Genomic DNA, 24,699 nt, shown 5'->3' with positions numbered 1-24,699 from the left:
TTACAAGATCAGCAGAGCGGAGGAACTATCTTCCACAGCGTCCTCTCTCCCGGGGGGGGAAGCCCTCCCCTAAGGGAAAAAAGGGTTCGAAGACTCACACAACGGTAATCGAGATGACCTAACGCGGGAAGCAGCAGATCAAGGGCCTGGGGGGTCGGATGCGGGTCGGGCTGGACATCGTGTAAAAGAAGGATGGCACCGTCGCAGATCTGAGAAAGGATCTTGTCCGCCCGCTGCCGGGCCGTGGTATGACATCCTTGCCAGTCCATAGCTGCAATTCCGCCGATCATGGGATAGGGCACGACTTCAAACATGGCAGCAGAAAGAGCGAGATTTGGGGGACGGAAAAAACAGGGCTCCTCACCGATGGCCTTCCTGATTGCATTCGAACATGCGGAAACCGAATGTACGATCTCTTCGGCATTCATTGTATCCATGGGATCGTAACTCCAGCCGTGATTTTCGATCTCACACGAAAGAGAGCGGGCACGCTGCAGAACAGGACGGCTTTCGTCGCTAATAAGGTTGCCGACGACAAAAAAAGAGGCAGGAATACCATAGGTTTCGAGACGATCAAGAACCTTCGAACTCTTTTCGGTATCGGGGCCGTCATCAAAGGTGAGGGCGCAAAGCTTTTCCATGATCAAGGCCTGCGACTCTGCCACCATTTTACAGCATATCTGCGTATCGCCGCTGCGGTGTCGAAATTCATCTTTTCTTTGATATGGTCTCTATAGGTGTTTACCGTCTTCACCGAAAGATTGAGAATTCGTGATATCTCACTAGCCCCATAGCCTTGGCCGATATATTCCAGAACCTCGAATTCCCGATCGCTCAACAGATTGACTAGGTCGTCCCGCTCTTCTCTCTGGCCAAAAACAGTTGCAAGCAGCCGTTCGTTCATGACCGGCGACACATAAATCTTCCCCGCAAGAACCGTTTTCACGGCGTCGAGCATCACGGCCGCGGCCTCCTGCTTCATGACATAACCGCTTGCACCCGATTTTAAGGCCCGTTCGGCATACACCAATTCATCATGCATAGAAATAATGAGAATCGGCATATCGGGATCTAAAGACTTAAAGCGATGAATCAAATCGAGTCCATTCTGATGGGAAAGGGATATGTCGACAAGGGCAATATCAGGGAGCTTGTCCCGACAGATATCGAGAGCCTCTTCAATTGTCCCGGCCTGACCACAAATTTCATAACGGGGATTACTGGAAAGAAGGACAACAAGCCCCTGTCGGAAAACAGGATGATCATCAACAACCAAGAATCTGACGCTGTTTCTCATATCTTTTTATTATCCTTGTGGTATCAGACAGGAAATAGTTGTCCCAGGTTCCATATTCCTGATCAGCAGATGCACCTGAGCCTTCTCGGCACGATATCGCATAATCTTCAATCCCATGCCATCACCTTCACCTTTATCGGAAAAGCCTGTGCCGTCATCGATAATCTCAATCAGCCGCCCGTTTCCCTTTTGCTGCGTATGTAGTTTTACCACAATATGCGAGCAGTTTGCATGCTTTATTGAATTTGATAAAGCTTCCTGAACAATTCTATAAAGCTGGAGGGCACGATCGTCGTTTTTCAGGAAAAAATCCGGGGAGCGCTCAAGACGCATATCAATCGTATTCCCCTTTCCCAAGGCCGCAAGCAGGGTATCGACAGCCGCGATAAATCCGTTCTCCTTCAGTCCCACAGGAACGAGTCCCCTCGCTATGCCCTTCGCCCGGTCGACAGAGTTGCTAATCAAGTCGTTTATTTGAGTGCATACCTCGTAGGGGTGGCTGCCGGGATCCAGCGAATTCTTCAGTGCTTCGGTGATCATAGAGATCCCGGCAAGGTGCTGACACAGGTCGTCATGAAGATCCTGGCCTATACGGTTCATGGTATTGTTAGAGATATCGATCACTTCCTGCTCAAGCCTGATGCGCTTATCCACCTCGGTTTGTAAACACTCATTGGTCTTGGTCAACTCCGCGGTCCGCCGCGAAACCTCTTCTTCCAGGCTCTTCTCATGAGTGCGTACCTGCTCAAGGAGCCGGGCTCCCTTTACGGTACTGGATATCTGTTTACTCAAGAGATCGTAAAGGGCCGGATCATCCACCGCCACCGGTAAAAGGATATAGCCCAGAGGCTCATGCTGGTAGACAAGAGGTTTGAGAACCCACTGTTTTCGCTTCCAGTCGAAATCAATTTGATCAGGAAGGAGTGAGGTGGTCTTGAAAACATAGCCCTTCGCCGTCGGGTCATCCCCTTCAAGGGGCAGGGGAAAGACCCTTGAGAGCTCCTTGCCATCCCGGGAATCAAGAAAGATGACAAGATAGGCTTCGGAAAAACCAAGGCTCACCAAGCCTTTTGAGAGGGTTTTGACAATACTGTCCATCTCAAAGGCCTCGGCAAGGGCGGCACCGATCGAGCGTGCGAGGAAATTACGTTCCATCTCCTTAAGTCTCCGGGAAGAGAGAATCCTCGTTGTCAGCTCCGCAAGGCGGCTCAGGCCCGTCGATATAAGCCGCAGCCGTCGACGCAGGATAGACCGATCTCCGGATTCATCGTCCGACAGGAGCTCTTCCTGTACGGCATACAAGAGAGTATGAAGTCGCCGCAGGTCCCGCCCGCTGTAGGTATCGGACGTCGCTTCCCTTTCCAGGAACTCCAGAAATGCCGGTGCATTTTCTTCAAAGATGAGAGAACGCAGCAGGGCCATGGTATCACGGTCCGGTTCATCCAGATCTTTCGAGAAGGAGTCCATCGCTGCAGCCTCGGGAATCCAGCTATGGCGACAGCCACAGGATTCACCGACCCTAACACTGCTGTTAAGATAGCGATTCTGCCCCTTGCCTCCCTGGATGAGTGCACACACCTCTTCTACTGCGGCCGCACCAAGTTCAAATAAGGGCTGACGAACCGTCGTCAGCGGGGGCTGGCAAAAAAGGGCTTCCTCGATGCCGTCGAATCCTACCAGGGCCACATCATCAGGGACGGAAATACCATGCCTCGACAGCTCGTCCAATGCTCCCAAGGCCATTTTATCATTCAGACAAACCAGCGCATCAAAGGGGATACCTTCGGCAAGCAGGGCTCTTACCCCCCTGCTTCCGGACCGCTGCTCAAAACTTCCTTCGACCATGAGCCGCCGGTCGAAGGTGATATCATAATCGGCCAGGGTATCGAAAAAGGCCTTCTTCCGGGCATCTGCTTCAAGATGCCCGGAAGGTCCCGAGATAAGGGCAAAGGAACGCTTGGCATGAACTTCTATCAGATGTCGTATGACAGAGACCATACCGATTCTGCCGTCCACGATAATGCTTGGAATCCCGGGTATTCCCAAGCCAACAGAGACCTGCGGAAGGTCGCTTCGTATGCGGAAAAGCTCCGTAACCGCCTGAAAATCGAGATAGGTGGAAATCGCCGATGAAATGATGATTAAGCCGTCGATATTCTCCTTATCCGCAAGGGAATATGCAATATTCGAACATTGTTCCGTTGCGATGGGCGACTTGACCCTGGAACCAAGGAAGCAGACCAGACCCAGTTCACGGGTCTGGGCCTGAGAAACGATGCCCTTCCAGACGGCCGACTGGTAGGCATCATTCAACTCAGCGGTGAAAACACCAATATTCTTATTCACGTCTCTCTTCGACCTTCGGCGTACAAGCACTCCACAATAGTCGGACAAACAATTAAAAGGCGCAAGGGGATAGCGTGATCGACGATTGCATATTCCACTGCTCAGGAAGAATCCGGTCCTCGCCTGTCACCTGAACGGTATCGGTAAAGAGAATATCCTTGGAAGATCTTCCAATGGAGATCTCAAAGGCTCCCGCCTCGACAACCCTGACGAAATTCCCCTTGGTGAAGTTCAGCATATCGACAGGAACGGTAAAGCGAACAAGCGCCGACTCCCCTTTTGCGAGGTGTACCCGTTTAAACCCCTTAAGCTCCTCTACGGGACGCACCCGGGATGCATACAGGTCGCGGACATATATCTGAATCACCTCTTCCCCATCCCGCTCACCGCTGTTTCTCACGATAAAGCTTCCGGTAATTTCCCCCTCGATGGCCACCCTTTTATCATCAAGCCGGAACGCATCGAAGGAAAAGCTGGTGTAGTTCAGTCCGTGGCCGAAGGGATAGGTGGCTCCGAAATCGAGCTGAATGGGGGTACCTGCCGATTTGATTTTATGGTTGTAGAAGAAGGGCATCGCCCCTGCTGCTTTGGGAATGGAAACGGGGAGTCTGCCGGATGGGTTCTGCCTGCCGTACAGGATATCGACGACTGCCTGCCCCCCCTTCTGCCCGGGAAGCCACGCCTGAAGGATGGCACTGCATCGCTCGGCCGCAATCTTCAGGCTATAAGGTCTTCCACTCAGCAAAACGAGCACCACCGGTTTCCCCAGACCGAGTAGCTCCTCAAGAAGTTCCTGCTGAACCCCGGGCAATACGAGGGAACTGGCATCCGACCCCTCACCGACGGTCCCCGCCAGAAAGAGTCCGGCAAGATCGCCGAGGGCAAGGACAACAACATCGGCAGAGCGAGCAACCTCTATGGCCGAAGGGAATCCCGATTTATCGTGGCTGACATAGGAGTGCTGGGCACTACCGTCGAGGTGAACATCACCGGGAAATACCGGAGCATCCTTCGGCCGCTGAGAAAGAATGTCGCAGCCCTTTGCATAAGAAAAGAGTGCTCCAGGAACTGATTCAAAAACCTCCTTCAGTGTCATAGCCCCCTCATCCCGATCTTCCAGGGAGCTGAGAATATGGTGTACGGGGAAGGAATAGCCGCCGAAAAAACAGAGCGGATCATCGGCAAGGGGACCTATCAAGGCGATCTTCTTTCCCGTGGTGAGGGGGAGTATTCCGTCATTCTTGAGAAGCACCATCGATTTAACCGCAGCCTCGTAGGCAAGAGCGAGATGTTCATCACTCCGCAGGGAGATCGCATCGACGTCGGCGTAGGGATGCTCAAAGAGTCCTATTCTGATTTTTTGCTCAAGCACCCTCGTCACACACCCGTCGACAAGGGCGACGGGAAGATCCCCCCGTTCGATCGCAGCAAGGGCCCCGCTTTTATAACATTCGTGCCCGGGTAATTCGACATCGACTCCAGCCTCTATTGCAAGACAAGCGGCAGAGGCGAGATCCTCGGCGACCCGATGATCGTGGCAAAGCTGTCCGATACCCGAATAATCAGAAACGATAATCCCGTCGAAGCCCCACTTTTCGCGAAGGATATCCCGCAGATAGGTGAGAGAGGCGTGCATGGGAATGCCGTCGATATCGTGATATGCCGGCATGACGGAGGCCGCATGTGCCAGTTTTACCGCCATCTCAAAGGGAAGCAGCATAACATCACTCAACTCGTCTTCTCCCATTCTCACCGGTGCATGATTCCTCGCCCCCTCGGAAAAGGAATGACCAACATAATGTTTCAATGTTGCAAGAAGTCTTCCGTCATTTCCCTGGAAGCCCCGTACATATGCAGTGGCAAGGGTACCGACAAGATAAGGGTCTTCTCCCATGGACTCTTCGGTCCGGCCCCAACGGGCATCCCTGCTGACATCGAGCACCGGAGCTAAGCCCTGCCTGCTCCCTACCGAGTAGAGCTCATCGCCAATGGCCCTTGCGATTTTTTCCACCAATCCTTCATCCCATAGGGCCCCAAGACTGATACCCGACGGGAACAAAGTTGCCCCCTTTGCCATGAGCCCCGCAAGACACTCCTCGTGCGCAAGTGCCGGGATACCGAGACGCGTCCCTTTAACGAGAAACTCCTGTATCGAATTGAGCGCCTTCACGGCGGTGCGGGCATCAATCGGCTGGCTTCCCAGCGGCCGGGTTATTTCCCCTACGCCATCTTTCAGCAGCTCTTCAAAACGAACAGGGGATTCGGTCACGATCATACCCGTGTGATCCTTCAACCAAAGACTTCCGTCCGGCCTGATGTTAAACCAGACCGAATACATCTGGGCCAGCTTCTCATGAATCGTCATCTTTTTACATAATGTCAAAGCCTGATCATGATAATCCTGCAAGGTAGTACTCCTAAACGTTAACCTTTTACGGCTCCGGCCGTCAGGCCGGCAACAATATAGCGCTGAGCCGAAAAGTAGAAGGCAGCCATCGGGATAATCGAAATGGTGATGAACGCCATAACCTGGTTCCACCCGGTGGTAAACTGTCCCTGAAATTGCATGATTCCCAAGGGAATCGTAAACTTACTCGAATCATCCAGAACAAGAAGAGGAAAGAGAAATTGGTTCCAACTCTGGATAAATGTAATGATCGAAACGGTGGCGACCACAGGTCTGGATATCGGAATGACAATCTTGAAAAAAAAGGTAAACATGCCGCCGCCGTCCATCTGGCAGGCATCTTGTAATTCCTGGGGAATATCCTTAAAAAAGCCGGTAAATAAAAAGATGGCCATGGGGAGTCCGAAGGCCGCTTCGGCCAGTATTACTCCCCCCTGAGTGCCAAGCAGCCCCAAATCTCTCAGCTGAAGATAGAGCGGGAGGACAGCAACCGTTATGGGAAACAACATTCCCATGATGAAAAAATTGTAAATCAGGGGCCGTCCCTTGAAGCGTATCCGCGAGAGTGCAATACCGGCGGCCATGGCAAAAAGGTCAACAATAACGATTGTCGAAACCGCTATGACAATCGAGTTGTAAAGAAAGCCCCAAAACTCTCCCGACTTTCCAAGGACAAGGCCGAAGGCCGTAAGATCAAAGGGATGCGGAATGCCGAAAGGATCGGACAACACCTGTCCGTTTGTTTTAACACTGCAGATGATGACGGCATACATGGGAAAGAACATGATCAAGGCGATGAAAAATCCAAGCAGGAATTTCATGGTCGAATGATTTTTTCCGGATAATCGATGCCGTGATCGCATGTGCGGCGTTGTTAAAGATAAACTCTTGCTGCTCATTTACTTCGACTCTCCCACGATGTATTTTTGATAAAAGAGGTTAAACACCAGGCAAATCAGGAAGATAACAATTGCCACAGCGCTTCCGTATCCGAAGGCAAAACGTTTGAATCCGAAGTTATACAGGTAGGTCACCAAGGTTTCGGTCGAATGGACCGGCCCGCCCTGTCCCATGGCCCAGACAACATCAAAGATATTGAAGGCGCCGACAACGGAGAGGAAAACGGATATGACTATGGTATTGCGCATGCAGGGAATGATGACATGAAAAACAACCTGTAATTTCGATGCCCCATCGATAATCGCAGCCTCCTCCAACTCATCGGGAACATTCTGAAGACCTGCTATGTAGAGAATCATGTGGAAACCGATATATTTCCAGAAAATGACGATAAAAATCGCGGTAAAGGCGTGTTCGGTACTTCCAAGCAGGGCAATCTTCGTCTCTCCACCGCTTACAAAGGAGGCGATCATGGTCGGAAGTCCGAATTCCGGATTATAGATAAATTTCCAGATGATACCGATTGCGATTTCTGCCAAAATATAGGGGAAAAAATAGATACCACGAAAAAGCATGGAACCGGGGAATCGCTTTCTACCGATCAAGAGTGCAAAAAAGAAGGCGACCGGGAGCTGCAAAAGCAGGGACAGGATTACCACTTTCAGATTGTTCCAAAGAGCGGTCAGGAATATATCCTCGCCGAACATTCGAAAAAAGTTCCCCAATCCGACGAACTGCTCCAGAGGGCCGAGTCCCTTCCATCTATACACGGAGTAATGACCGGCCTGTATGACAGGTACGACGACAAAAAGCAAAAAAAGCAGAAAGGCAGGAGTGATGAGCAGAAAAACAAGGCCGGCTTTTTTCACCGAGTATATCGTTTTATTGTTTAAAGACATCATGGTGATTGTATTTCCTTGTGGGCAAGAGGACCTCTCGAAGGAGGCCCTCTTTTTCACAGCATGGCTATTTCTCGGCCTGCCAGGAGTCGTCGATCATGGTCGCAGCTTCTTCCGGGCTTGCCTTTCCCGCAAGCAGGGCCATAACCGCATCCTTGATTGTCTCCCCTACAGATGGAGGCAGAAACTGATCATAGTACAGCTGATAATAGTCTGCACCGGCAACCGCCTGGGCGATTTTCACTGCATTGGGATTCGATGCAAGAACCTCTTCGGCCCCCTTTACCACGGGAATGATACCTTCGACCTTATGCAATTCCATGTTGTTCTCCCTGGAGAGAAAGAACTTCAGGAAATCCAGAGCCGCATCGGGAGCGTTTGCACCGATCACATAACCGTTGCCACCTCCCATAACATCGCTATTTTTACCGACACCGCCGGGAATCGCAGGAAATGAGAACCAGCCGAGATCGTCGCCGATTCCCTTTCCGCTCTCGGAATTGGCAGCCTGGACAGCCGGAGCCCACTGGCCCATGAGTTCCATGGCGGCCTTTCCGTTTCCTACCAGAGCGCTCTCGTCATCATAGGTAGAGCCGAGAAATCCGGTCTGAAAGGGTTCCAAAGCGGCAAGATCAAGAAGCATCTCTCCTGCCTTCACAAAGGTCTCATCCTTAAAAGAACCCGATCCGTCATAGGCGGCATTGAAGGCCTCTTGCCCGCCGATTCGCATGGCAAGATAGACCCACCAGTAATGGGCCGGCCAGCGGTCACCGCCACCGAGAGCAATGGGGATATATCCCGCGGCCTTTGCCTTCTTCACGATGTCGAGTAATTCGGGCCAGGTCTTCGGGACATCGACTCCAAGTTCGGCAAAGACCGCCTTGTTATACCAGAGGCCCACCGCCCCCATGTCGTAGGGAGCCCCGTAATACTTCCCGTCGTAGCCGTATACGCCTAAGGCACCGGACCCAATTGATGGAGAAAGTTCATTCTCTACAAAATTCGATATGTCCTTGAGGGCTCCAACCCGAGCGTATTCAACCATGACGCCACCACCCCAGGAGTGAAAGATATCCGGGGGATTGCCCGCTTGAATCGCAACTTGGACCTTTTGTTTGAAAGCCTCGTTTTCGAGCATGGTCAGTTCGATGTCGACGTCAGGATGTGCCGTTTCGTACTCTTTAATAAGATTGCGGCGATAGATTTCACGCACATCATCGGCACCGCCACCGCCGGAAAGAGCCCACCATGTAATAGTTGTTTTCCCACTCTCGGCATTCTTCTCGCTTTCACCACCGGCAAAAAGCGATCCGGTAACAACAAGGCACAATACAAGTGAAATCGTGATACTTGTACGTCTGTTCATACAGAACCTCCTCAGTTTTTTTACAACATTAAAATCAGGTATTAATAATTCTAAGGGATGGGATGGATTTGTTCAGCGGACAAAAAACCCGGATTGGCATAGGTGATTTGACCTATGCTGATGGTAGTGTTACGAATATTGGTGATCCAAAGGCCACAATATATCAATAGCTCCGTCACCATCGGTATCTATGCTATCGTACGGAGAAACTCTGAGATTCTTATACTCAGATTTGATGTCTCCCCCCTGTCGTCCCCTTCATTGGCGGTGGCTATGTAGGTCTTTCCGTCCACTTCGAACGTGGTCAAAGAATCGGGCATATAAAGACCGTAATAGGGCTCGGATACGATATTGATTTTACCATCCTCTACAAAATCCACTCCACACTGAGAGTAATCTTTATATCCTAGGGATTTAAGCGTCAGGATTTTTTTCCTCTCAATATCTATCTTAGCAACGGCATGATTCTCCTGGCTGGATACATAGGCATATTGGGATGTACCGTCCACGGCAATGTATTCGGATTCAATATCCTTATCAAAAGAATAATCTGTTTCAAAATTTCCCAGATAATCGTGGGTTCTGACAGGAACGCCATCTTTGCTTTTTTCACTATCTGATTCAGAGAACGTTAACGTGGTACATACCGAATCGGCAGGAGATGAGTAGCCCACCTCAATGATGGAAACGGAACCTGCAGGATCTGATTCATATTTCTCAACGGGCTCTCCTTCGTTTGCCGACAAGACATATTTGCCGTTCGGAAAGAAGGTCACCATATCAGGCAAGGCTCCCACAGTGACAAATCATAGTCTCTCGCCTGAATCTGCGTTGATAAAATAAACCCTGCCGTTTGCAGTCTTGTCCGAAGCAGCTACGGCAACAAGATCACCATGGACCGATACGCTGTTGACATCACCCTGATCAAAAGTGATTTTTCGATCTTCCGTAAGTTGTCCGTTTATATTTTTCATATCTGATGGTCTTCTCACATCAGCACTTCATGCTTACGAGCAGCCCAGATTGGTAGAAAATTGAATCTACTGTTTCGAATCCTGGTGATTGAAAGGGCACAATTCTTTTCCCCGCAGTCAATTGAAAGCAAAACTGTGGAAAAAAGTAAGCACAGACACAAAAACAAGGATTTTACCTCGGTTTTTCTGTATATGCCTGTATAAACCCATCAAATACAGAGTGGCTGAAGGTAAATCCGATTTTTTCATAGAACGTTCCTACGGATTCGTTTCCGTTAGCTGTTTGAAAATCAGGAATCAAACGATTTTCAAAGTTCATTGCGCTCATTACTTCAGGTTTTATCGTTGCTTTCTTTGCTTGAAAACTCATAAGCGCATTACATAAATCTGCGAGAAAACTGATATCTCCACTTTCAAAGTCTGTATACGTGATCTCCTTCATCAGAATCCACCGCCTGTATAGTTTGATAACTACATACTACCAATTATCCTGTTTGAAGGGAATGAAACTTACTCCCGCCAGTTCTGATTTTGTTAATGATGTTAAAAAATTGTCGTTCAAAAAAATGAAATAAAAAAGCCTAAGAGGCTGTAATTTTTTAGAATTTAGTATACACTGTATACAATATCATTATTATTTACACTACATTAAGGAGTAATTATTCATGAGGAAGCTAGTCATTTATACGGTAGGAGTTTTCTTATCACTCTTACTTGCGGTATCCTGTTCAAATCCAACCAATTCTGATTCCGGCAGCCCTTTTATTGAGGAGCCAGGGGACGGTTCTCCAGCAAATCCCTATCGCATCTCTACAGCAGAACAGCTGTCTGCCGTACGGGGCGGACAGACAGGATATGAGGATTGGACACTTTCAGACTGCTACAAACTCACAGCGGATATCGACTTGAGTGGTTATACTACAGGTGCAGGATGGGATCCCATAGGAGAAGCTGGCAACTCGTTTACCGGAAGTTTTGACGGAAATGGCCACAAAATAACGGGTCTTACGATATATGGCACCGAAAACTACCAGGGACTGTTCAGATCTATTGACAGTAGTGGATCGATTTCCAATCTTGGAATAGAAAACGTCAATGTCATCGGGCCTCGTTATGTAGGGGCCCTTGCCGGAACTTCGAAAGGTACGATCACGCATTGCTATTCAACCGGTATGGTAATAGCTGATGAGCGCTTCGGTGGAGGACTCGTGGGCGGTATGACAGGAGGAACAATTTCTCAGTGCTATTCTTCAGCCTCTGTCTCAGGAGAAGAGCGTATCGGAGGCCTTATCGGCTATATCGACCAACTTGTTACAATATCCGAGTCCTATGCTACAGGCCCAGTAAAAACCACAAGCTCAATCGGTTCTTTTAAAGGCGGGTTTGTAGGGATTTTGTTGAAAGATGCATCTGGAAGCATTACAAACTGTTATGCAACGGGAGATGTCAATGGCGCGAATTATCTTGCGGGCTTCGTGGGCTCGATAGTTGATGCTTCTCTTTTCATTAAGAATTGTTATGCAACGGGAAAAATCATTGGTTCGGAAAGTGCTTCGCACCTGGGAGGATTTAGCGGTAGTCCAGGAAATATAGACTCCTGTTATTACGACACACAGACGACAGGTAAGAACGATACCATCGGCGCGGCTGGAGTTAGCACGGCAGATATGAAGACGCAATCGACCTTTTCCGGTTGGGATTTTGACACGGTGTGGGCCATCAACGCAGATGAATATCCCCATCTTTGATGGATGGATTAGTGTATAAACGTCAATACAAAAAGATGGAAGGATTTTTTTATCAACCGGGGCCTTCCCCCGGCTTTTTATCTGCATGGGCCTATCAAGCAGAGCCGAAGGCACCACCGCTACTTGATCATCGGAAGAACTATTTCACCGGCATCTCATCTTACATTGAAAAAACATAGCAATCACCAGGGCCCTCGGCACTATTCCCAAGAGGTCCCAAGAGGCTGATCGTCAGGCTTAGGCCGTAACATCGACGGTCTCGGCACCGGTAATCTTTTGAAGAAGCTCGAAGGTAACAGGCACACCGGTGGCATCGGTTCCTGCTGCAGGATAAACCGTGTCCCAGGCAAGGAGACTCTCATCGAGGAAAATCTCAACCCCCTCAACGCCGAAAGGCGTAACGCCACCGGGAGAATAACCGGTAACACGAAGGGTATCATCCCCAGTGGCCATGGAACACTTGACACCGGTCAGCCGTTTCATCTTTCCGGAAGCGATTTTTCGATCTCCTGCGCAAACCACAAGAAAATAGCGGTCATCTTTTCCCTTCAGAAGAATTGATTTCGCAATCTGCCCGACAGCAACACCAATCCGATCGGCAGCCATTTGGGCGGTGGGAGTACTGCCGGGTTCGAACTCCAGTGCCGTAAGTTGATAGGTATCAAGAACTGAACGTACTTTTTCCGGTATCATGTTTTTGCCTCTCGCATAGAAGATGGAAAGAGTGTATCTATCATGAAAAATCAATGCAAGGATTTTCGTTGCTAAATTCCATTGATAGTAGGCGAGAAAGGAATTAACCTGAGTCCTGCGTTTCTTACGATACTACAACAGGGAGGACAATATTTATACAAAAGTACTTTATTATAATATTTTTATTGACATTTGTATGAAAACGACACAAAATAGGAGCACGTGTATAAATGAAGATTAAAGACATAGATATTAGCATTCTAAAAATACTATTCGAGGACAGTCGAACAGCCTATGCCGAAATAGCGAGGGATCTTGATCTTTCCAGGGCCGTCGTTACGAATAAGGTCAATGCGATGTGTGAGGATAAAGTAATTAACAATTTTACCATTGACCTCAACTACGAAAATATCGGACAGGAAATTCATGTCATGTTGGAAATAGAGACGTCACCCCAGGAAAATACAGAGATTCGAGATACGATTTTTAAACTGAGGAATGTTGAAAGAATTTTTACAACTTCAGAATCAAAGCTCTTTGTCTTTGCCTATTTTCCAAGCATGCAATCTCTCAATACCGTAATCCAAGAAGAGATAAACCAAATAAAGGGGATCATAAAGATTAAAACAAACATCGTATTGGAAAAACGTAAAAAAATTCCATTCTAAGTATCTATAAGGAGGTTTTGCAACGTGGAAGAGGAAATGAAAAAAAAGAAAAAATGGCTGTCCTCTGTAGATCTGCTCATGATAGCAGTAATAGCGGCAATCGGCGCAGTGCTTAGCTCTCTGGTCATAAACCCAATAGTTCGGGCACTGAATATTGCATCGCCTTTTGTGTCTATGTGGCCAGGAGCTCTTCATCTTTTTGCCGTTATCATGGGAGGTCTGATCGTCAGAAAACCAGGAGCGACAATGTTTACTGCGCTTCTGAATGGCCTACTGCAAATGCTATTCGGAAATCCATCAGGGGCCTTGTGTATCTTGTATGGATTTGGTAACGGACTTGGTTCGGAGATAGCCTTCTCTTCTGCACGGTATCGTCCGAAAGTCTGGATTACAATGCTGGCTTCTGGCTGCGGCACCGTCACTGCATTTTTCATTGATTTGATCTATTGGTTTTCAGATTTCACGTTCGGTTTCAAAGTGCTCTATCTTGTCGATTCCTTTTTTGCAGGGTCAATCGTTTGTGGTCTTATCTCTTGGGGAGTCTTTCGGGCTTTGGAAAGGGCGGGAGTGGTAAATCGTAAGTAGAGCTGAGCAGACTATCATCAAATATTCCAGGATTCGGAGGAGTGGCATGGATAAATTGACTTTTCAGCATAAGACATATAAAGAGATTGAGAAAGAAGCATCTTCTTTAATTGCTATACAGCCAATTGGTTCGACAGAACAACATGGTTCTCACCTTCCCGTAGGGACCGATTCACTTATAGCAGAAGCGATCTCCAAGGGGCTAAAAGAAATTATGCGAACTGCAAATTACCCAGCCGTTTTTCTGCCGCTTATTCCCTATGGGAAAAGTAACGAACATAATTCTTTTCCGGGGACAGTTTGCATGCAGGTAGAAACTCTTATCCGAATCCTGTCGGATATCGGAGCGTCATTACAGCGATCCGGTTTTCGAAAATTGGTGTTTTTGAACGGTCACGGGGGTAATCATGAAGTTTTGGATTTCATGTGCCGTGAAATACGGATACAGACAGGGATAAAAACATTTGTTCTTCATCCCTTTCTAAAAATAATGCCGGAGAATTTCGACTTCGGAGAATATTCTGAGTCAGAAAGGAAGTTCGGCATTCACGCGGGAAGAATGGAAACCTCGATTATTCTGTACATCGATCCTGAACTTGTTCGTAAAAAAGAAATAAAGGCATCCATACCGGAATTTTTGCAGCAGAAGGAGTTTATCAATTTCTCGGAATGTGTTCCCTTTGGATGGATAACAGAAGATGTATCAGAAAATGGAGTCATTGGAGATCCTTCACAAGCAACACAAGTAGAAGGGGAAAAACTACTTACAGGAATCGCCCAAACACTTTTCAAGGTTATGGAAGAAATCAGGGCAATGTAGAGACTATGACCTTTTGCAGGAGAGCAGTATCATGTCTGAATACGAAGGTTCTGTTTATCTAAGGGATTTCTGCTTCGCTTTTCCCGATTCGGAGACACCCTTCCTAAAAAATATAGATATATCGATCAATAAAGGGGAATTTGTAATAATCACCGGCCCCTCAAGTAGCGGCAAAAGTACGCTTGCTCTTTGTTTGGTTGGGATTTATCCAAAAGTACTCGGCGGCAGCACTTCCGGTACTATCAAAGTCGGAGGCCTAAACGTTCACAAGGTGGAAACAGAAGATATTTCGACCAAAGCCGGCATTGTCTTTCAAGATCCCGACAGTCAATTCTGTAATCTATTCGTTGACGAAGAAGTTGCTTTCGGTCCTGAAAATCTCCTTGTAAAGGCCACCGAAATTTCAGACCGGGTCAATAAGTATCTAAAATTTGTTAATCTACCGAAGTACAATAACAAAAAGATCGCAGAGCTCTCTGGAGGGCAAAAGCAACGAGTTGCCATAGCCTCGGTCCTGGCGATGGAACCAGAAATCTTAATTTTAGATCAGCCGACTGCAAATTTAGACCCATCGGGAAAGGAAGATATTTACGAGACACTCTATAAGTTAAACCAGGAAACAGGATTAACGCTCATTCTTATAGAACATCAAATTGATGAACTCATAAAATATGTTGACAAGCTGATTATTATGGAAGATGGCAAAGTCATTGAAAGTGGAGTCCCTAGAGACATTTTCAGGCATAAGAGCCAGCAGCTTGAACAGGATTATGGCCTATGGGTTCCGGAAATTTGCAGACTATCTTTTGCCATAGAAGAAACAGGTTTTGAATTTGATAGATTTCCGATTACGGTACAAGAATTTGTCGAACAGAAAGAAATACTGTTTCCGTGCTTATCTTCAACGAAAACGATAGAAAAGAAAGAAAACTACGCTAAGAAAACAGCATTGGAAATCAAAGATCTCTCTTTTGGATACTCTTCTCAAAAAAAGCTGTTGCAAGATCTCTCTCTTTCAATCAATAAAGGGTCTATTATCGCAGTGATGGGGGAAAACGGCTCAGGGAAAACCACTTTATCGATGAACATTATTGGGCTCTTGAAATCACAATCCGGCACAATCATTCTTGATAGCCAAGATATTACCGACCAAAAAGTATCTCACCGATGCCGAAAAATCGGCTACGTATTTCAATATCCCGATCATCAATTTATTACTAATTCGGTCGCAGAAGAGATTGCTTACGGGCTCAAACAAACGTCTTTGTCTCAACAGCAGATCGACGACATTGTAAAAGATACACTTAAAACGGTAGAACTAGAAGGTTTGGAGGAGCGTCACCCTTTAACCTTGGGAATGGGAGAAAAACGACGTCTTAGTATTGCCACAATGATTGTACAGAGACCACAGATTCTTATTCTTGACGAGCCATCGGCAGGTCTCGACTATAAGAATTGTAAACATATGATGGATATCATACTAAAAATGTGCAAAGAGGGTGTTACGATTATTATGATCACACACACCACCTATCTGGTTGCCAAATATGCCGATGCTGTTATTCTTCTTGACAAGGGGCAGAAGGTTTTCGATGGAAAGCCTGAGGACCTCTTTAATAACCTTGAAGCAATAAAAACAAAAGCGATTGAAAAGCCTGAAATCCTAAAAGTCTTCGACTGTATAAATTCAAAAGGCAAAATTATGGATCAGTGCTTGGTTGCTGATGACTTAATTGAGGCATTAAATCGGAGATGATACGATTATGATAAAATTCGGGTACATAAAGAACGATTCGATATTCGGAAAAATCGACTCTATAAATAAAATGTTCTGGCTCATTGGAATAGCAGTTTTGTCATATTTTATAACAGAACCGGTTCTGCAGTTGATTCTCTTTTTCTGCATAGTCCTAAACGGTCTTATCCTCGCGAAACTTCCTCCCAAAAACTTTTTCTCTGCTTTCACGATATTCCTGATTTTCGGATTTATTATGTTCCTCATGCAGATTGTTTTTTACTCAGGAGAAGAGAGCCTTATCTATTTTCAAGTCGGATACCTCAAGATAGGACATGAAGGATTTAGAAACGGTATTAATCTTTGTCTACGAGTCTTTGTCGTAGGAAGTAGTGCATTAACCTATATTATTACGACAGAGCCTCGTCGCATGATTTACGATATGGTAGCACGCGCAGGGATTCCTTATCGATTTGCATTTGCGTTTTATGCTGCATTTCGGTACATTCCGATAATGGAAGTCGAAGCGATAAACATACGAAATGCACATATTGTCAGAGGAACCCTTGAAATAGAGAAGGGACTTAAAGGGAGGCTACGAATACTGAAATGCCTTGCCGTGCCACTTATAGTCAGCGGGCTTCGAAAAGCCAAAATGTCTGCAATCGCAATGGAATCAAGGGCCTTTGGTGCTTATCCAAAACGGACATTAACATATACGTATACTGTCCCTTTTATTGGTTACTGTATTAATATTTCCATATGGATTATAGCATTAAGCTACCTTATCTATTTGATAGTAAATGGGCTCTGGCAATTCTCATAACATAAGCGTCCGTATTTTTTCAAATTGCCACTTACTGTGCTATATACTATAGTAAAGAACGCATATCATGCAGATAACAACTATTTTCGCGGGGAAGAATCTCCGTAAGTTCATATTTTCCGTTATTCCCCTCCTGTTTTTCCTTTTTTCACTGGTAGTAATAAGCAAGGAACTTCATCAGGTCCATATCGAAGAAATCAAACGACAAATTGCCTTTATTCCTTTAGATCGGATACTCTTGGCCCTGCTGCTGACCCTTGCCGGATATATCGTGCTTACCCTTTATGATGTTCTGTCATTACATGTTATCGGCAAAAGGTTGAAATATTCCCAAACGGCACAGGTCTCTTTTATCAGTACCGCTATTTCCTATAACGTGGGAATGACCCTGCTTTCTTCCGGTTCTCTTCGGTTTCGACTCTATTCACGCTACGGCTTGCTTCCTATCGATGTAGGTAAAATCATCCCGCTTTGTTCCCTCACCTTTTGGTTGGGATTTCTTCTCATCGGTTCGGGAATATTCTCTCTGGGAAATGTTCAGCTGCCGGACTGGATTCCTTTGGCACCATGGGGCGTCCGCATCGTCGGGGTGGTCATGTTTCTTTTGGTGGTTGCCTATCTTGTCCTGGTCGTATCAGGTCGTCAGATAAAAATAGCTAAGCTGCAGTTTCCGCTGCCCAGGCTTCCGCTTGCCCTGCTGCAGTTTGTAGTCAGCAGCGCCGACTGGCTCCTGGCAGTCGGGGTCTTCTATGTGCTTTTGCCGCATTCGGTAGAGGGAATATCCTTTTTTATGATCACCGGGGTCTTTATGGCCGCACAGGTGTTCGGCATCATCTCCAATGTTCCCGGCGGTCTCGGCGTTCTCGATTCGGTTCTGATACTCTACCTTTCTCCTCTCGTCGGCCCGCAGCAAAGTGCGGCCTATGTATTTGCCTATCGCCTCTTTTATTATCTCCTTCCCTTTCTGGTCGCACTGATCATGCTGGTCATCCACGAGATAAAGGCCAGAGCCGAAATTTTCGAACGGGTTCCACGTTTTTTCTTTCGGGGAATAACGACACTGATCCCACCGATTTTTGCTGCCCTTGTCTTCGTGGGGGGCATTGTGCTTCTCTTTTCCGGTGTGACTCCGGAGATTAACCAGCGCATGAATCTGCTGATAGAGGTCATTCCCCTGCCGGTAATAGAAATGACCCACTTCCTCGCCAGTTGTGCCGGAGCGATGCTCCTACCACTTGCCTATGGACTGCTAAAACGCAAGAATGCCGCTTACTATCTCTCCCTGGTGATGCTCTTGTTGGGGTCACTCTTTTCTCTGACAAAGGCCCTCGATTACGAAGAGGCAATCACCCTCTTCGTCATGTTCCTTCTCCTGTTGCCTTGTCGCAAGTATTTCTACCGGGAAACATCCCTGACAAGTCAATTCTTTAGTACCGAGTGGATCGTGGCCATAGCAATGACCATCATCACGGTACTGTGGCTCGGTTTTTTTTCCCATAAGCATGTGGAATACTCCAGTGACCTATTCTGGCAGGTGAGTCTTCACGGCTACGCCCCACGTTCATTGCGGGCGACGGTGGGAATCATGCTGGTCCTTTTAGGGAGCGGCATCGTCATGCTCATCCGCTCTCCCAACCCCTCAATTGCCTTGCCCGGCAAGAAGGAGATGGAACAGGTACGGCAGATCCTTGCCGAAGTTGAGGGGACGGGTGGCATGCTGGCACTATTGGGAGATAAGGAGTTGCTGTTTTCTCCCAGCGGTAAGAGCTTTCTCATGTATGGAATCTCGGGAAGGACATGGGCGGTCATGGGGGACCCTGTTGGCGATAAGCAAGAAGGACGAGAACTCCTATGGCGATTAAAGGACCTCAGTGACCGCTATATGGGATGGCCGGTACTCTATGAGGTGGGAACCGCAAACCTCTCCACCTATGCCGAAATGGGGTATAGCTTTTTCAAGATCGGGGAAGAGGCGATAGTCGATCTGAAAAACTTCTCATTAGAGGGTAAAGAAGCCAAGAAATATCGGTATACCCTCAACAAACTGGGCTCCGAGGGATATCGGTTCACGGTGCTACCCTCCGGGGAGGTAAACGACCATCTGCAGAAGCTGAAGCAGGTTTCCGATGCATGGCTCGAATCGAAACAAGCCAAGGAGAAGGGGTTCTCTATGGGCTTTTTTGACGAAGCATATCTCAAGCAGACCCCCTGTGCCCTGGTCTTCAAAAACGACGAACTTGTGGCCTTTGCCAATATCTGGCGAGACGGGACGGGCTATGAGCTCTCCGTGGATCTCATGCGCTATCTACCATCTGTCTCGGATAATATCATGGATTATCTCTTTCTAAATCTTTTCGCATGGGGAAAGGAGCAGCTTTTTTCCCGTTTTAATCTGGGCATGGCGCCCCTTTCCGGCCTTGAAAACAGGGCCCTCGCTCCGGGATGGAATAAGTTGGGAGCTCTAATCTATCAACATGGAGAGGCTTTCTATAATTTCCAGGGAGTACGTCAGTACAAAGAAAAATTCCATCCACATTGGGAGTCTCGATATATCGCCCTGCCGCCTCGTGTCGGTCACTACCTCATCTTTATTCAGATCGCCTCACTCATCTCCGGAGGGCTCCAGGGGATTATAACCAAATAGCCCCTTGGCCGAATCGGCATTCACAACCAACCATCACAACACTGAATACACCACCAAAGGAAGGTTTTTCCGGCAAACAAAGGCAGCAGTATCGAACACCAGGATTGGCAACACCTCTCTTGGCGTTTTACCCCTGTTTCCTTAGGAGCCTGACCAGTTCTTCCAAGATTCCGGCGCTTTCTTCCAAGCCTCCGGGGCGATTGCGCAGCAGCCACAAACGCCGATATTCGATGATGAGCTTTTCAAGGCGGTCGGCAAGCTTCACTCTTGCAGCCGTATCGATCTCTGATAGTAAGAAATGGGGAGCCTGCAGGCGCAAATGCCCCAGATCACAGGCAAAGTGCATCAGGGCAGCGGTAAAGCGTATTTCGTCGTAAAGGATTCGCGTCTCTCCGGGCTCAACGGAGGCCAGGAGGGCCTCGGCCTTTTCAAGCTGTTCATACTCGAAAGAAAAATCATATCCGGCATATTGGGCCAAAAGGGAGCGGTAATGGGGAAGGTGGTGATCAAATAACATGATGCCGGGGAGAGAGGCATTATGAATCTTCACGCCATTGGGGCTTCCCGCCTCTTCAAGCAGCATTAGGGCCTGCGCAAGTACCTTCTGTTCCCGACCGAACAATAGGAGTGAAAGAGCACCGCTCAGGTCGAGGAGATCGATAGCCTCGGGATTCCACGCTGTCGCCGCGCCGAGGAAGTAGCCCGGCATGGGTATCGGATATTGCTGCATATGGCCATTGTCCCCCCATTCACTCACCATGATCCCAAGGGCACCCCATTTGAGAGCGGCAGCTGCGGCGTTTCGAATATTTCCTCGACAATTGCCCCACCTGCCGCCGATGGAGTTCCAGGCAGAGGTCCCAGAACAGACAATAAAATCGCGCCCGGATTCGGCAAGGTTCCGGCAGTCGTCATCGAAAGGATGATCCTCCTGGTAGCCCCAATCGACGAAAATCATATCTTCGGGGAGATCTTTAAGTAAGTGAGGATACTTTTGCAAGATATCGGCCCATACCATGAGCCGTTTTCCCCGCTCAGCAGCAAGGCTATGCAGTCGATCGAGGAAAGCTGCATACACATTATCACGCCCCTCACGTTCACAAAGCATTCGAGAACGACCCATACCGAACTCCAAGGGTTCATCACCCCCTGCATTGAACAGCCTAGAGGAAAAAAGAGGCAGTAGCTGATCGTAGAGCCCCTCTAAAAAGAGAAAGCTCTCCCGGCAGGATGGGGCAAGGGTTGTAGAGACGGGACGAAAAAAGCCCCAGGAATCGGTAAAGCCCTCGGGGCATTCGGCATACTGCTTATAGGCAGGATGGGCAAGCCATCGCTCCATATGACCAAGGGAGTTCTGATTGGGCACCAGTTCGATTCCCCGCCTTAGGCAATAGAGATCAAGTCCTCTGATCTCTGCCTCTGTCAGCGGAGAAGAGTCCTTCCATACATCCTCGTGCCCCTTGTAGGCAAAGGTGTGCTCCATATAGAGCTGAAGCTGGTTGTATTTCAGGAGAGAAAGGAGATCGATCATGTGCTGCAGCGTATTCATTGTAGGTACTCTGCTACGACTAATGTCGATCATCACCCCCCGAATCGAGAAAAGTGCCCAGTCATCGATGGTCATGCAGGGAAGTACGGCACCAGGACATTGAAGCAAAAGCTGCTTGAGGGTGGTCATGGCAGCAAAGCGCCCACTTTTACTTTCTGTTGCAAGGAGAATTTTGTCGGGACGAATATCCAATCGATAGCTTTCCGGCAGGGTCCGAAGCTCATGGGGAAGGGAAAGCTCTGTAATCCCTTCAGGAAGCGTATCACAGAAAAGATAAGAACGGACTTGATCCTCAAAATCGCGGTCGAAGCGGAAGTTCCCGGAACCGGAGCGGACCATCTGTGGCTGAGGAACAAGTAAAGAGAGATTCATTGATCTCCACCGTCGACCATCTCGGCTGCAAGTGCCATGAGAAACCATGCGCCATGGGGAATCCACTGCTCACTCCAGCGCCAACGATGGTCACCCCGCTCTATCGCCGCCTTGGGAAGAAAATCGATATCGGATTCGTCAAAAAACCCGGCGGTAATACCGTTGCAGATCCCGCCGGGAGCATTGGGGTAGAAGGATTCGTAACGGGGATTATTGCGTCCCCGGCCGGCAAGCATACAAGTGTCGAAGGGATTGAAGCCGAGGATCCAGTCGAGTTGGGCCGTGGCAAAGGCTTGCATCTGTTCCAGGAGCCCTTCACTGCTCCCGCAGGCAGCAAGGGCAGCCGCAGCCTGTCGCATCGCACAGGCAAGAGAGGCAAGGCGGGCGTTTTCCCCCTGCCACCAATAACCTGACTCGTTTTCATGGGGAACAAAGAAGGAAGAACGCTCTTTCCCACCGACGGCTTTAACCTTCTGCCGGGCAAGGCCAAAAGGATTATGAACCTCCGAGGCGAGGCTAAGCTCCGCCCGGCAGGCCTGCTCCACGAGAGCAAGCGTCTCAGCCTTCAGGGACGCATTCACTTCGATCTCTGCATAACGGAGGAGAGAGAGAATGGGCATACCGGAATCCGAAGCATGGAAAAAGGGACGACTATTGCCTGCTTCCGCAAACCAGCACTTTTTTTCATCGGAAAAGAGGGAAGAAAGCTTACAGGCCCAACTGCGAGCCCCTTCAAGATACGTGGCATCCTTCGTTGTAGTAAAAAGCTCCACGCTTGCCAGAAGGGCGCAATAGTAATCGATGATATTCTCGCGCCCATTGTCCAGATAGTCACAGTTGTGACGCAGAAGATGCTCGTAGCCCTTTTCTGCCGCCTGTCGATATGCATCACAGTCAAAGCCGTCGGAAGGAATTTCCTGTCGGGGAAAACGAGCGGCCCGTGCAAGAGCGGCAATAGCCATCCCTCCCCCCTGCCGAAAACCAGCCTGGTATTCCTCGAGCCGCTCTCCCTGCTTTGTTTTAAAAGCACAGATCATCCTCGCATCACTTTTTTTATTCCATTGATCAAAAAGGGTCATATAAAAATAGCCTCCCGAATCCAGCATGCGTACCAGGAAGTCGGCACCCCAGGCCCCCTCCTCAAGGGCCCGTTCAACCAGCAATGTTCCCCGATACCGGGATCGGGAGGCAAGGATCTCACCAAGGGAATATAACGACCACACCACCAAGGGAATCTGTTGGGGATTGAGATAGTTTGCATAGGAAAGATGAGACAGATATTTACTGTAATCTCCGGCTGCATCGTACCATCCCCCGTGAACATCGACCCGATCGGACCGTTCTCCGAAGAAAGAAGCCGAACGGTCCGCGAGGTCCCATCGACCGGAAGAACGCTGTCCCTTGAAATAAAAAAGGATGTCCGAAATACAGCTATCCTGCAGCAATTCATCGCCGATGGTAAAAGGCAGACCGTGAATCTGTGCATTCCCCGCCGCAACCTCAAAGCGAAAAACTCCCTTCCTGGTAAAATCGGAAAAATCAAAGAGGTAGAAGTAGCGATCCTTCCAGCCGGGAACGGAACCGGAAGATGTAACCGGCAGGGTACGCAGCACACTACCGCTATCTTGATCGATCAATTGAGCCGATGGTGCGGGAAAATTCGGCGCAAGTGCTTCGGAGCATTGAAGAATCATGCGTTTAGCCGAAGCGGTGTGATATCCAATGTGATTAGTAAGAATTTGCATCTGCTCTATCCTTTTATGGCTCCTCCGACCACGCCTTCTGCAAGCCGACGCTGGAAGATGAAATAGACAATCATAGCCGGGAGTGTTGCAATGACAAGTGCCGCCATCTGCCACCCAAGCTGCGTACTGGTGAGGCTCGAAAACGAGTAGACCCCTACCGGTAACGATTTGGTTAACTCCGAACTGGCAAGAACCAGTACAAGCAGGAATTCATTCCAAATGCCCAGGGCACTGATGATACTCACCGTTACGATGACCGGAGTCGACATCGGAACGATGATGGAGCGAAACAATCTAAACGTGGTTGCTCCGTCGATTCTTGCAGATTCGATCAGACTCGTAGGCAAATCATGAATAAACTGGGTATCCAACATGACCGCAAGAGGAAGGCCGAAAGCGGTATACACGAGGATGATACCCAAATGGGTATCGGTCAGATTGACCGAGGTAAGCATCAAAAAAAGCGGAATGATGACGGAATTAATACTAATGAGATAGCCCAGCCCGATCAATCCTCCCATAACCATAGCAAGACGCCTAAAGGGATACTTGCTCAAGGCAAAAGCCATCATCAGGCCGAAAAGGTTGATCAAAAAGGTGGAAACACCCGCATAGATAATGCTGTTGATGAATTTTCGCCCCAAACCACCCCGTTCGACTGCCGAAATATAGTTGAACCAGATGGTGCGCCAGCCAAGTTTCGTTCGTAGGGAAAGCGGAAGCTGGGAAAGGTTCAACGTGTCGCCGGGTTGAAGCCTCGCGATCTTTTCAGGAAGTTCCTCCTTTAACAGGAAATGAACCATCAGCCGACGCCCCGGCGCGATGGTTTTCGACTCGATAATGAGCCTCGGACGTTTGTCCTTTTCCACATCATAATCGGGAACCACATTCAGTTGCGGCTTTATAACAACATATTCATCGTACTTATTATCGAACAGCTCCTTTGGAAAAGCGTAGATACTCCTCGTAAGCTCTTCATTCGATTTGAAGGAAGAGTAGGTCATCCAAAAAAGCGGCAGGATGGTAATCAATGCCCAGGAACCAAGAATAATATAGGCGATGAGGTTTCCGACAAAGCCTTTTACCCGTTCTCCTTGGCGCGATCGTGTAAGCGTATCGTTCATG

At 48.3% G+C, this 24,699-nt stretch carries 21 protein-coding genes; 7 read left to right on the top strand and 14 right to left on the bottom strand.

Annotation, left to right across the window (positions count from 1 at the left end; translation table 11 throughout):
* Positions 1 to 8: 8 nt before the first annotated feature.
* From SPIRS_RS06135 to SPIRS_RS06095, 10 genes are all read right to left on the bottom strand, one after another.
* Positions 9 to 641 (bottom strand): polysaccharide deacetylase family protein, encoded by a 633-nt coding sequence (locus SPIRS_RS06135; RefSeq protein ID WP_245537712.1) that lies wholly within the window; start codon positions 639 to 641, stop codon positions 9 to 11.
* Positions 642 to 643: 2 nt separating this feature from the next.
* Positions 644 to 1,297 (bottom strand): response regulator transcription factor, encoded by a 654-nt coding sequence (locus tag SPIRS_RS06130; protein WP_013253809.1) that lies wholly within the window; start codon positions 1,295 to 1,297, stop codon positions 644 to 646.
* Between the two features lie 9 nt (positions 1,298 to 1,306).
* Entirely contained in the window at positions 1,307 to 3,643 is a 2,337-nt protein-coding gene (locus SPIRS_RS06125) for a substrate-binding domain-containing protein (protein ID WP_013253808.1), read from the bottom strand.
* A gap of 52 nt (positions 3,644 to 3,695) precedes the next feature.
* Positions 3,696 to 6,050 carry a glycoside hydrolase family 3 N-terminal domain-containing protein gene (locus SPIRS_RS06120; RefSeq protein WP_013253807.1) on the bottom strand — a complete coding sequence of 785 codons (2,355 nt, stop codon included), beginning with the start codon at positions 6,048 to 6,050 and terminating at the stop codon, positions 3,696 to 3,698.
* Between the two features lie 17 nt (positions 6,051 to 6,067).
* Complete coding sequence (locus tag SPIRS_RS06115; protein ID WP_013253806.1) at positions 6,068 to 6,949, bottom strand: carbohydrate ABC transporter permease; 882 nt, start codon at positions 6,947 to 6,949, stop codon at positions 6,068 to 6,070.
* Positions 6,950 to 7,819: a carbohydrate ABC transporter permease gene (locus SPIRS_RS06110; RefSeq protein WP_245537711.1), complete on the bottom strand. Its 870-nt coding sequence runs from the start codon at positions 7,817 to 7,819 to the stop codon at positions 6,950 to 6,952.
* A 97-nt stretch (positions 7,820 to 7,916) separates the two neighbouring features.
* Positions 7,917 to 9,215 (bottom strand): extracellular solute-binding protein, encoded by a 1,299-nt coding sequence (locus SPIRS_RS06105; protein ID WP_013253804.1) that lies wholly within the window; start codon positions 9,213 to 9,215, stop codon positions 7,917 to 7,919.
* Between the two features lie 188 nt (positions 9,216 to 9,403).
* Positions 9,404 to 10,012: a choice-of-anchor I domain-containing protein gene (locus tag SPIRS_RS06100; RefSeq protein WP_407635911.1), complete on the bottom strand. Its 609-nt coding sequence runs from the start codon at positions 10,010 to 10,012 to the stop codon at positions 9,404 to 9,406.
* Between the two features lie 9 nt (positions 10,013 to 10,021).
* Positions 10,022 to 10,189: a hypothetical protein gene (locus SPIRS_RS22495; RefSeq protein WP_171814758.1), complete on the bottom strand. Its 168-nt coding sequence runs from the start codon at positions 10,187 to 10,189 to the stop codon at positions 10,022 to 10,024.
* 172 nt (positions 10,190 to 10,361) lie between these two features.
* Positions 10,362 to 10,631 (bottom strand): hypothetical protein, encoded by a 270-nt coding sequence (locus SPIRS_RS06095; RefSeq protein ID WP_041865999.1) that lies wholly within the window; start codon positions 10,629 to 10,631, stop codon positions 10,362 to 10,364.
* Between the two features lie 223 nt (positions 10,632 to 10,854).
* Here SPIRS_RS06095 and SPIRS_RS06090 point away from each other — a divergent pair, with 223 nt between their 5' ends.
* Positions 10,855 to 11,937, top strand: coding sequence for a GLUG motif-containing protein (locus SPIRS_RS06090; RefSeq protein ID WP_013253803.1), 1,083 nt, complete (start codon positions 10,855 to 10,857; stop codon positions 11,935 to 11,937).
* 237 nt (positions 11,938 to 12,174) lie between these two features.
* Here SPIRS_RS06090 and SPIRS_RS06085 read toward each other — a convergent pair whose 3' ends face one another.
* Positions 12,175 to 12,630, bottom strand: a complete 456-nt coding sequence (locus SPIRS_RS06085; protein ID WP_013253802.1) for a YbaK/EbsC family protein — start codon at positions 12,628 to 12,630, stop codon at positions 12,175 to 12,177.
* Between the two features lie 230 nt (positions 12,631 to 12,860).
* Here SPIRS_RS06085 and SPIRS_RS06080 point away from each other — a divergent pair, with 230 nt between their 5' ends.
* The 6 genes from SPIRS_RS06080 to mprF all read left to right on the top strand — a co-directional run bounded on the left by SPIRS_RS06080 (position 12,861) and on the right by mprF (position 19,908).
* The gene (locus tag SPIRS_RS06080; RefSeq protein ID WP_013253801.1) at positions 12,861 to 13,298 is read left to right on the top strand and encodes an Lrp/AsnC family transcriptional regulator; all 438 of its coding nucleotides are present in this window, start codon (positions 12,861 to 12,863) and stop codon (positions 13,296 to 13,298) included.
* A 36-nt stretch (positions 13,299 to 13,334) separates the two neighbouring features.
* Positions 13,335 to 13,883 (top strand): ECF transporter S component, encoded by a 549-nt coding sequence (locus SPIRS_RS06075; RefSeq protein ID WP_148224038.1) that lies wholly within the window; start codon positions 13,335 to 13,337, stop codon positions 13,881 to 13,883.
* Between the two features lie 46 nt (positions 13,884 to 13,929).
* Positions 13,930 to 14,703, top strand: a complete 774-nt coding sequence (locus tag SPIRS_RS06070; RefSeq protein WP_013253799.1) for a creatininase family protein — start codon at positions 13,930 to 13,932, stop codon at positions 14,701 to 14,703.
* Between the two features lie 31 nt (positions 14,704 to 14,734).
* Complete coding sequence (locus SPIRS_RS06065) at positions 14,735 to 16,459, top strand: ABC transporter ATP-binding protein (protein ID WP_013253798.1); 1,725 nt, start codon at positions 14,735 to 14,737, stop codon at positions 16,457 to 16,459.
* Positions 16,460 to 16,466: 7 nt separating this feature from the next.
* The gene (locus tag SPIRS_RS06060; protein ID WP_013253797.1) at positions 16,467 to 17,264 is read left to right on the top strand and encodes an energy-coupling factor transporter transmembrane component T family protein; all 798 of its coding nucleotides are present in this window, start codon (positions 16,467 to 16,469) and stop codon (positions 17,262 to 17,264) included.
* Between the two features lie 67 nt (positions 17,265 to 17,331).
* Positions 17,332 to 19,908 (top strand): bifunctional lysylphosphatidylglycerol flippase/synthetase MprF, encoded by a 2,577-nt coding sequence (gene mprF / locus SPIRS_RS06055; RefSeq protein WP_013253796.1) that lies wholly within the window; start codon positions 17,332 to 17,334, stop codon positions 19,906 to 19,908.
* Positions 19,909 to 20,035: 127 nt separating this feature from the next.
* Here the strand turns inward: mprF and SPIRS_RS06050 are convergent, their stop codons facing one another.
* The 3 genes from SPIRS_RS06050 to SPIRS_RS06040 are packed head-to-tail and all read right to left on the bottom strand — an operon-like array spanning position 20,036 to position 24,698.
* Positions 20,036 to 21,829, bottom strand: a complete 1,794-nt coding sequence (locus SPIRS_RS06050; protein ID WP_013253795.1) for a beta-N-acetylhexosaminidase — start codon at positions 21,827 to 21,829, stop codon at positions 20,036 to 20,038.
* Complete coding sequence (locus SPIRS_RS06045) at positions 21,826 to 23,574, bottom strand: glycoside hydrolase family 9 protein (RefSeq protein WP_013253794.1); 1,749 nt, start codon at positions 23,572 to 23,574, stop codon at positions 21,826 to 21,828. The genes SPIRS_RS06050 and SPIRS_RS06045 overlap by 4 nt, the downstream gene beginning before the upstream one ends.
* 5 nt (positions 23,575 to 23,579) lie before the next feature.
* Positions 23,580 to 24,698: a carbohydrate ABC transporter permease gene (locus SPIRS_RS06040; protein WP_013253793.1), complete on the bottom strand. Its 1,119-nt coding sequence runs from the start codon at positions 24,696 to 24,698 to the stop codon at positions 23,580 to 23,582.
* Position 24,699: the final 1 nt, after the last annotated feature.

The organism is Sediminispirochaeta smaragdinae DSM 11293, assembly GCF_000143985.1.
GTDB lineage: Bacteria > Spirochaetota > Spirochaetia > DSM-16054 > Sediminispirochaetaceae > Sediminispirochaeta > Sediminispirochaeta smaragdinae.
Note: the sequence above shows the minus strand (reverse complement) of the source record. Positions and strands in the feature narration are given on the sequence as shown.

Bases quoted from the DNA above. Each gene is read 5' to 3' on its own strand.
- SPIRS_RS06135 (WP_245537712.1), bottom strand. From the start codon at position 641: ATGGAAAAGCTTTGCGCCCTCACCTTTGATGACGGCCCCGATACCGAA.
- SPIRS_RS06130 (WP_013253809.1), bottom strand. From the start codon at position 1,297: ATGAGAAACAGCGTCAGATTCTTGGTTGTTGATGATCATCCTGTTTTC.
- SPIRS_RS06115 (WP_013253806.1), bottom strand. From the start codon at position 6,949: ATGAGCAGCAAGAGTTTATCTTTAACAACGCCGCACATGCGATCACGG.
- SPIRS_RS06105 (WP_013253804.1), bottom strand. From the start codon at position 9,215: ATGAACAGACGTACAAGTATCACGATTTCACTTGTATTGTGCCTTGTT.
- SPIRS_RS22495 (WP_171814758.1), bottom strand. From the start codon at position 10,189: ATGAAAAATATAAACGGACAACTTACGGAAGATCGAAAAATCACTTTT.
- SPIRS_RS06095 (WP_041865999.1), bottom strand. From the start codon at position 10,631: ATGAAGGAGATCACGTATACAGACTTTGAAAGTGGAGATATCAGTTTT.
- SPIRS_RS06090 (WP_013253803.1), top strand. From the start codon at position 10,855: ATGAGGAAGCTAGTCATTTATACGGTAGGAGTTTTCTTATCACTCTTA.
- SPIRS_RS06085 (WP_013253802.1), bottom strand. From the start codon at position 12,630: ATGATACCGGAAAAAGTACGTTCAGTTCTTGATACCTATCAACTTACG.
- SPIRS_RS06080 (WP_013253801.1), top strand. From the start codon at position 12,861: ATGAAGATTAAAGACATAGATATTAGCATTCTAAAAATACTATTCGAG.
- SPIRS_RS06075 (WP_148224038.1), top strand. From the start codon at position 13,335: ATGAAAAAAAAGAAAAAATGGCTGTCCTCTGTAGATCTGCTCATGATA.
- SPIRS_RS06070 (WP_013253799.1), top strand. From the start codon at position 13,930: ATGGATAAATTGACTTTTCAGCATAAGACATATAAAGAGATTGAGAAA.
- SPIRS_RS06065 (WP_013253798.1), top strand. From the start codon at position 14,735: ATGTCTGAATACGAAGGTTCTGTTTATCTAAGGGATTTCTGCTTCGCT.
- SPIRS_RS06060 (WP_013253797.1), top strand. From the start codon at position 16,467: ATGATAAAATTCGGGTACATAAAGAACGATTCGATATTCGGAAAAATC.
- mprF (WP_013253796.1), top strand. From the start codon at position 17,332: ATGCAGATAACAACTATTTTCGCGGGGAAGAATCTCCGTAAGTTCATA.
- SPIRS_RS06050 (WP_013253795.1), bottom strand. From the start codon at position 21,829: ATGAATCTCTCTTTACTTGTTCCTCAGCCACAGATGGTCCGCTCCGGT.
- SPIRS_RS06045 (WP_013253794.1), bottom strand. From the start codon at position 23,574: ATGCAAATTCTTACTAATCACATTGGATATCACACCGCTTCGGCTAAA.
- SPIRS_RS06040 (WP_013253793.1), bottom strand. From the start codon at position 24,698: ATGAACGATACGCTTACACGATCGCGCCAAGGAGAACGGGTAAAAGGC.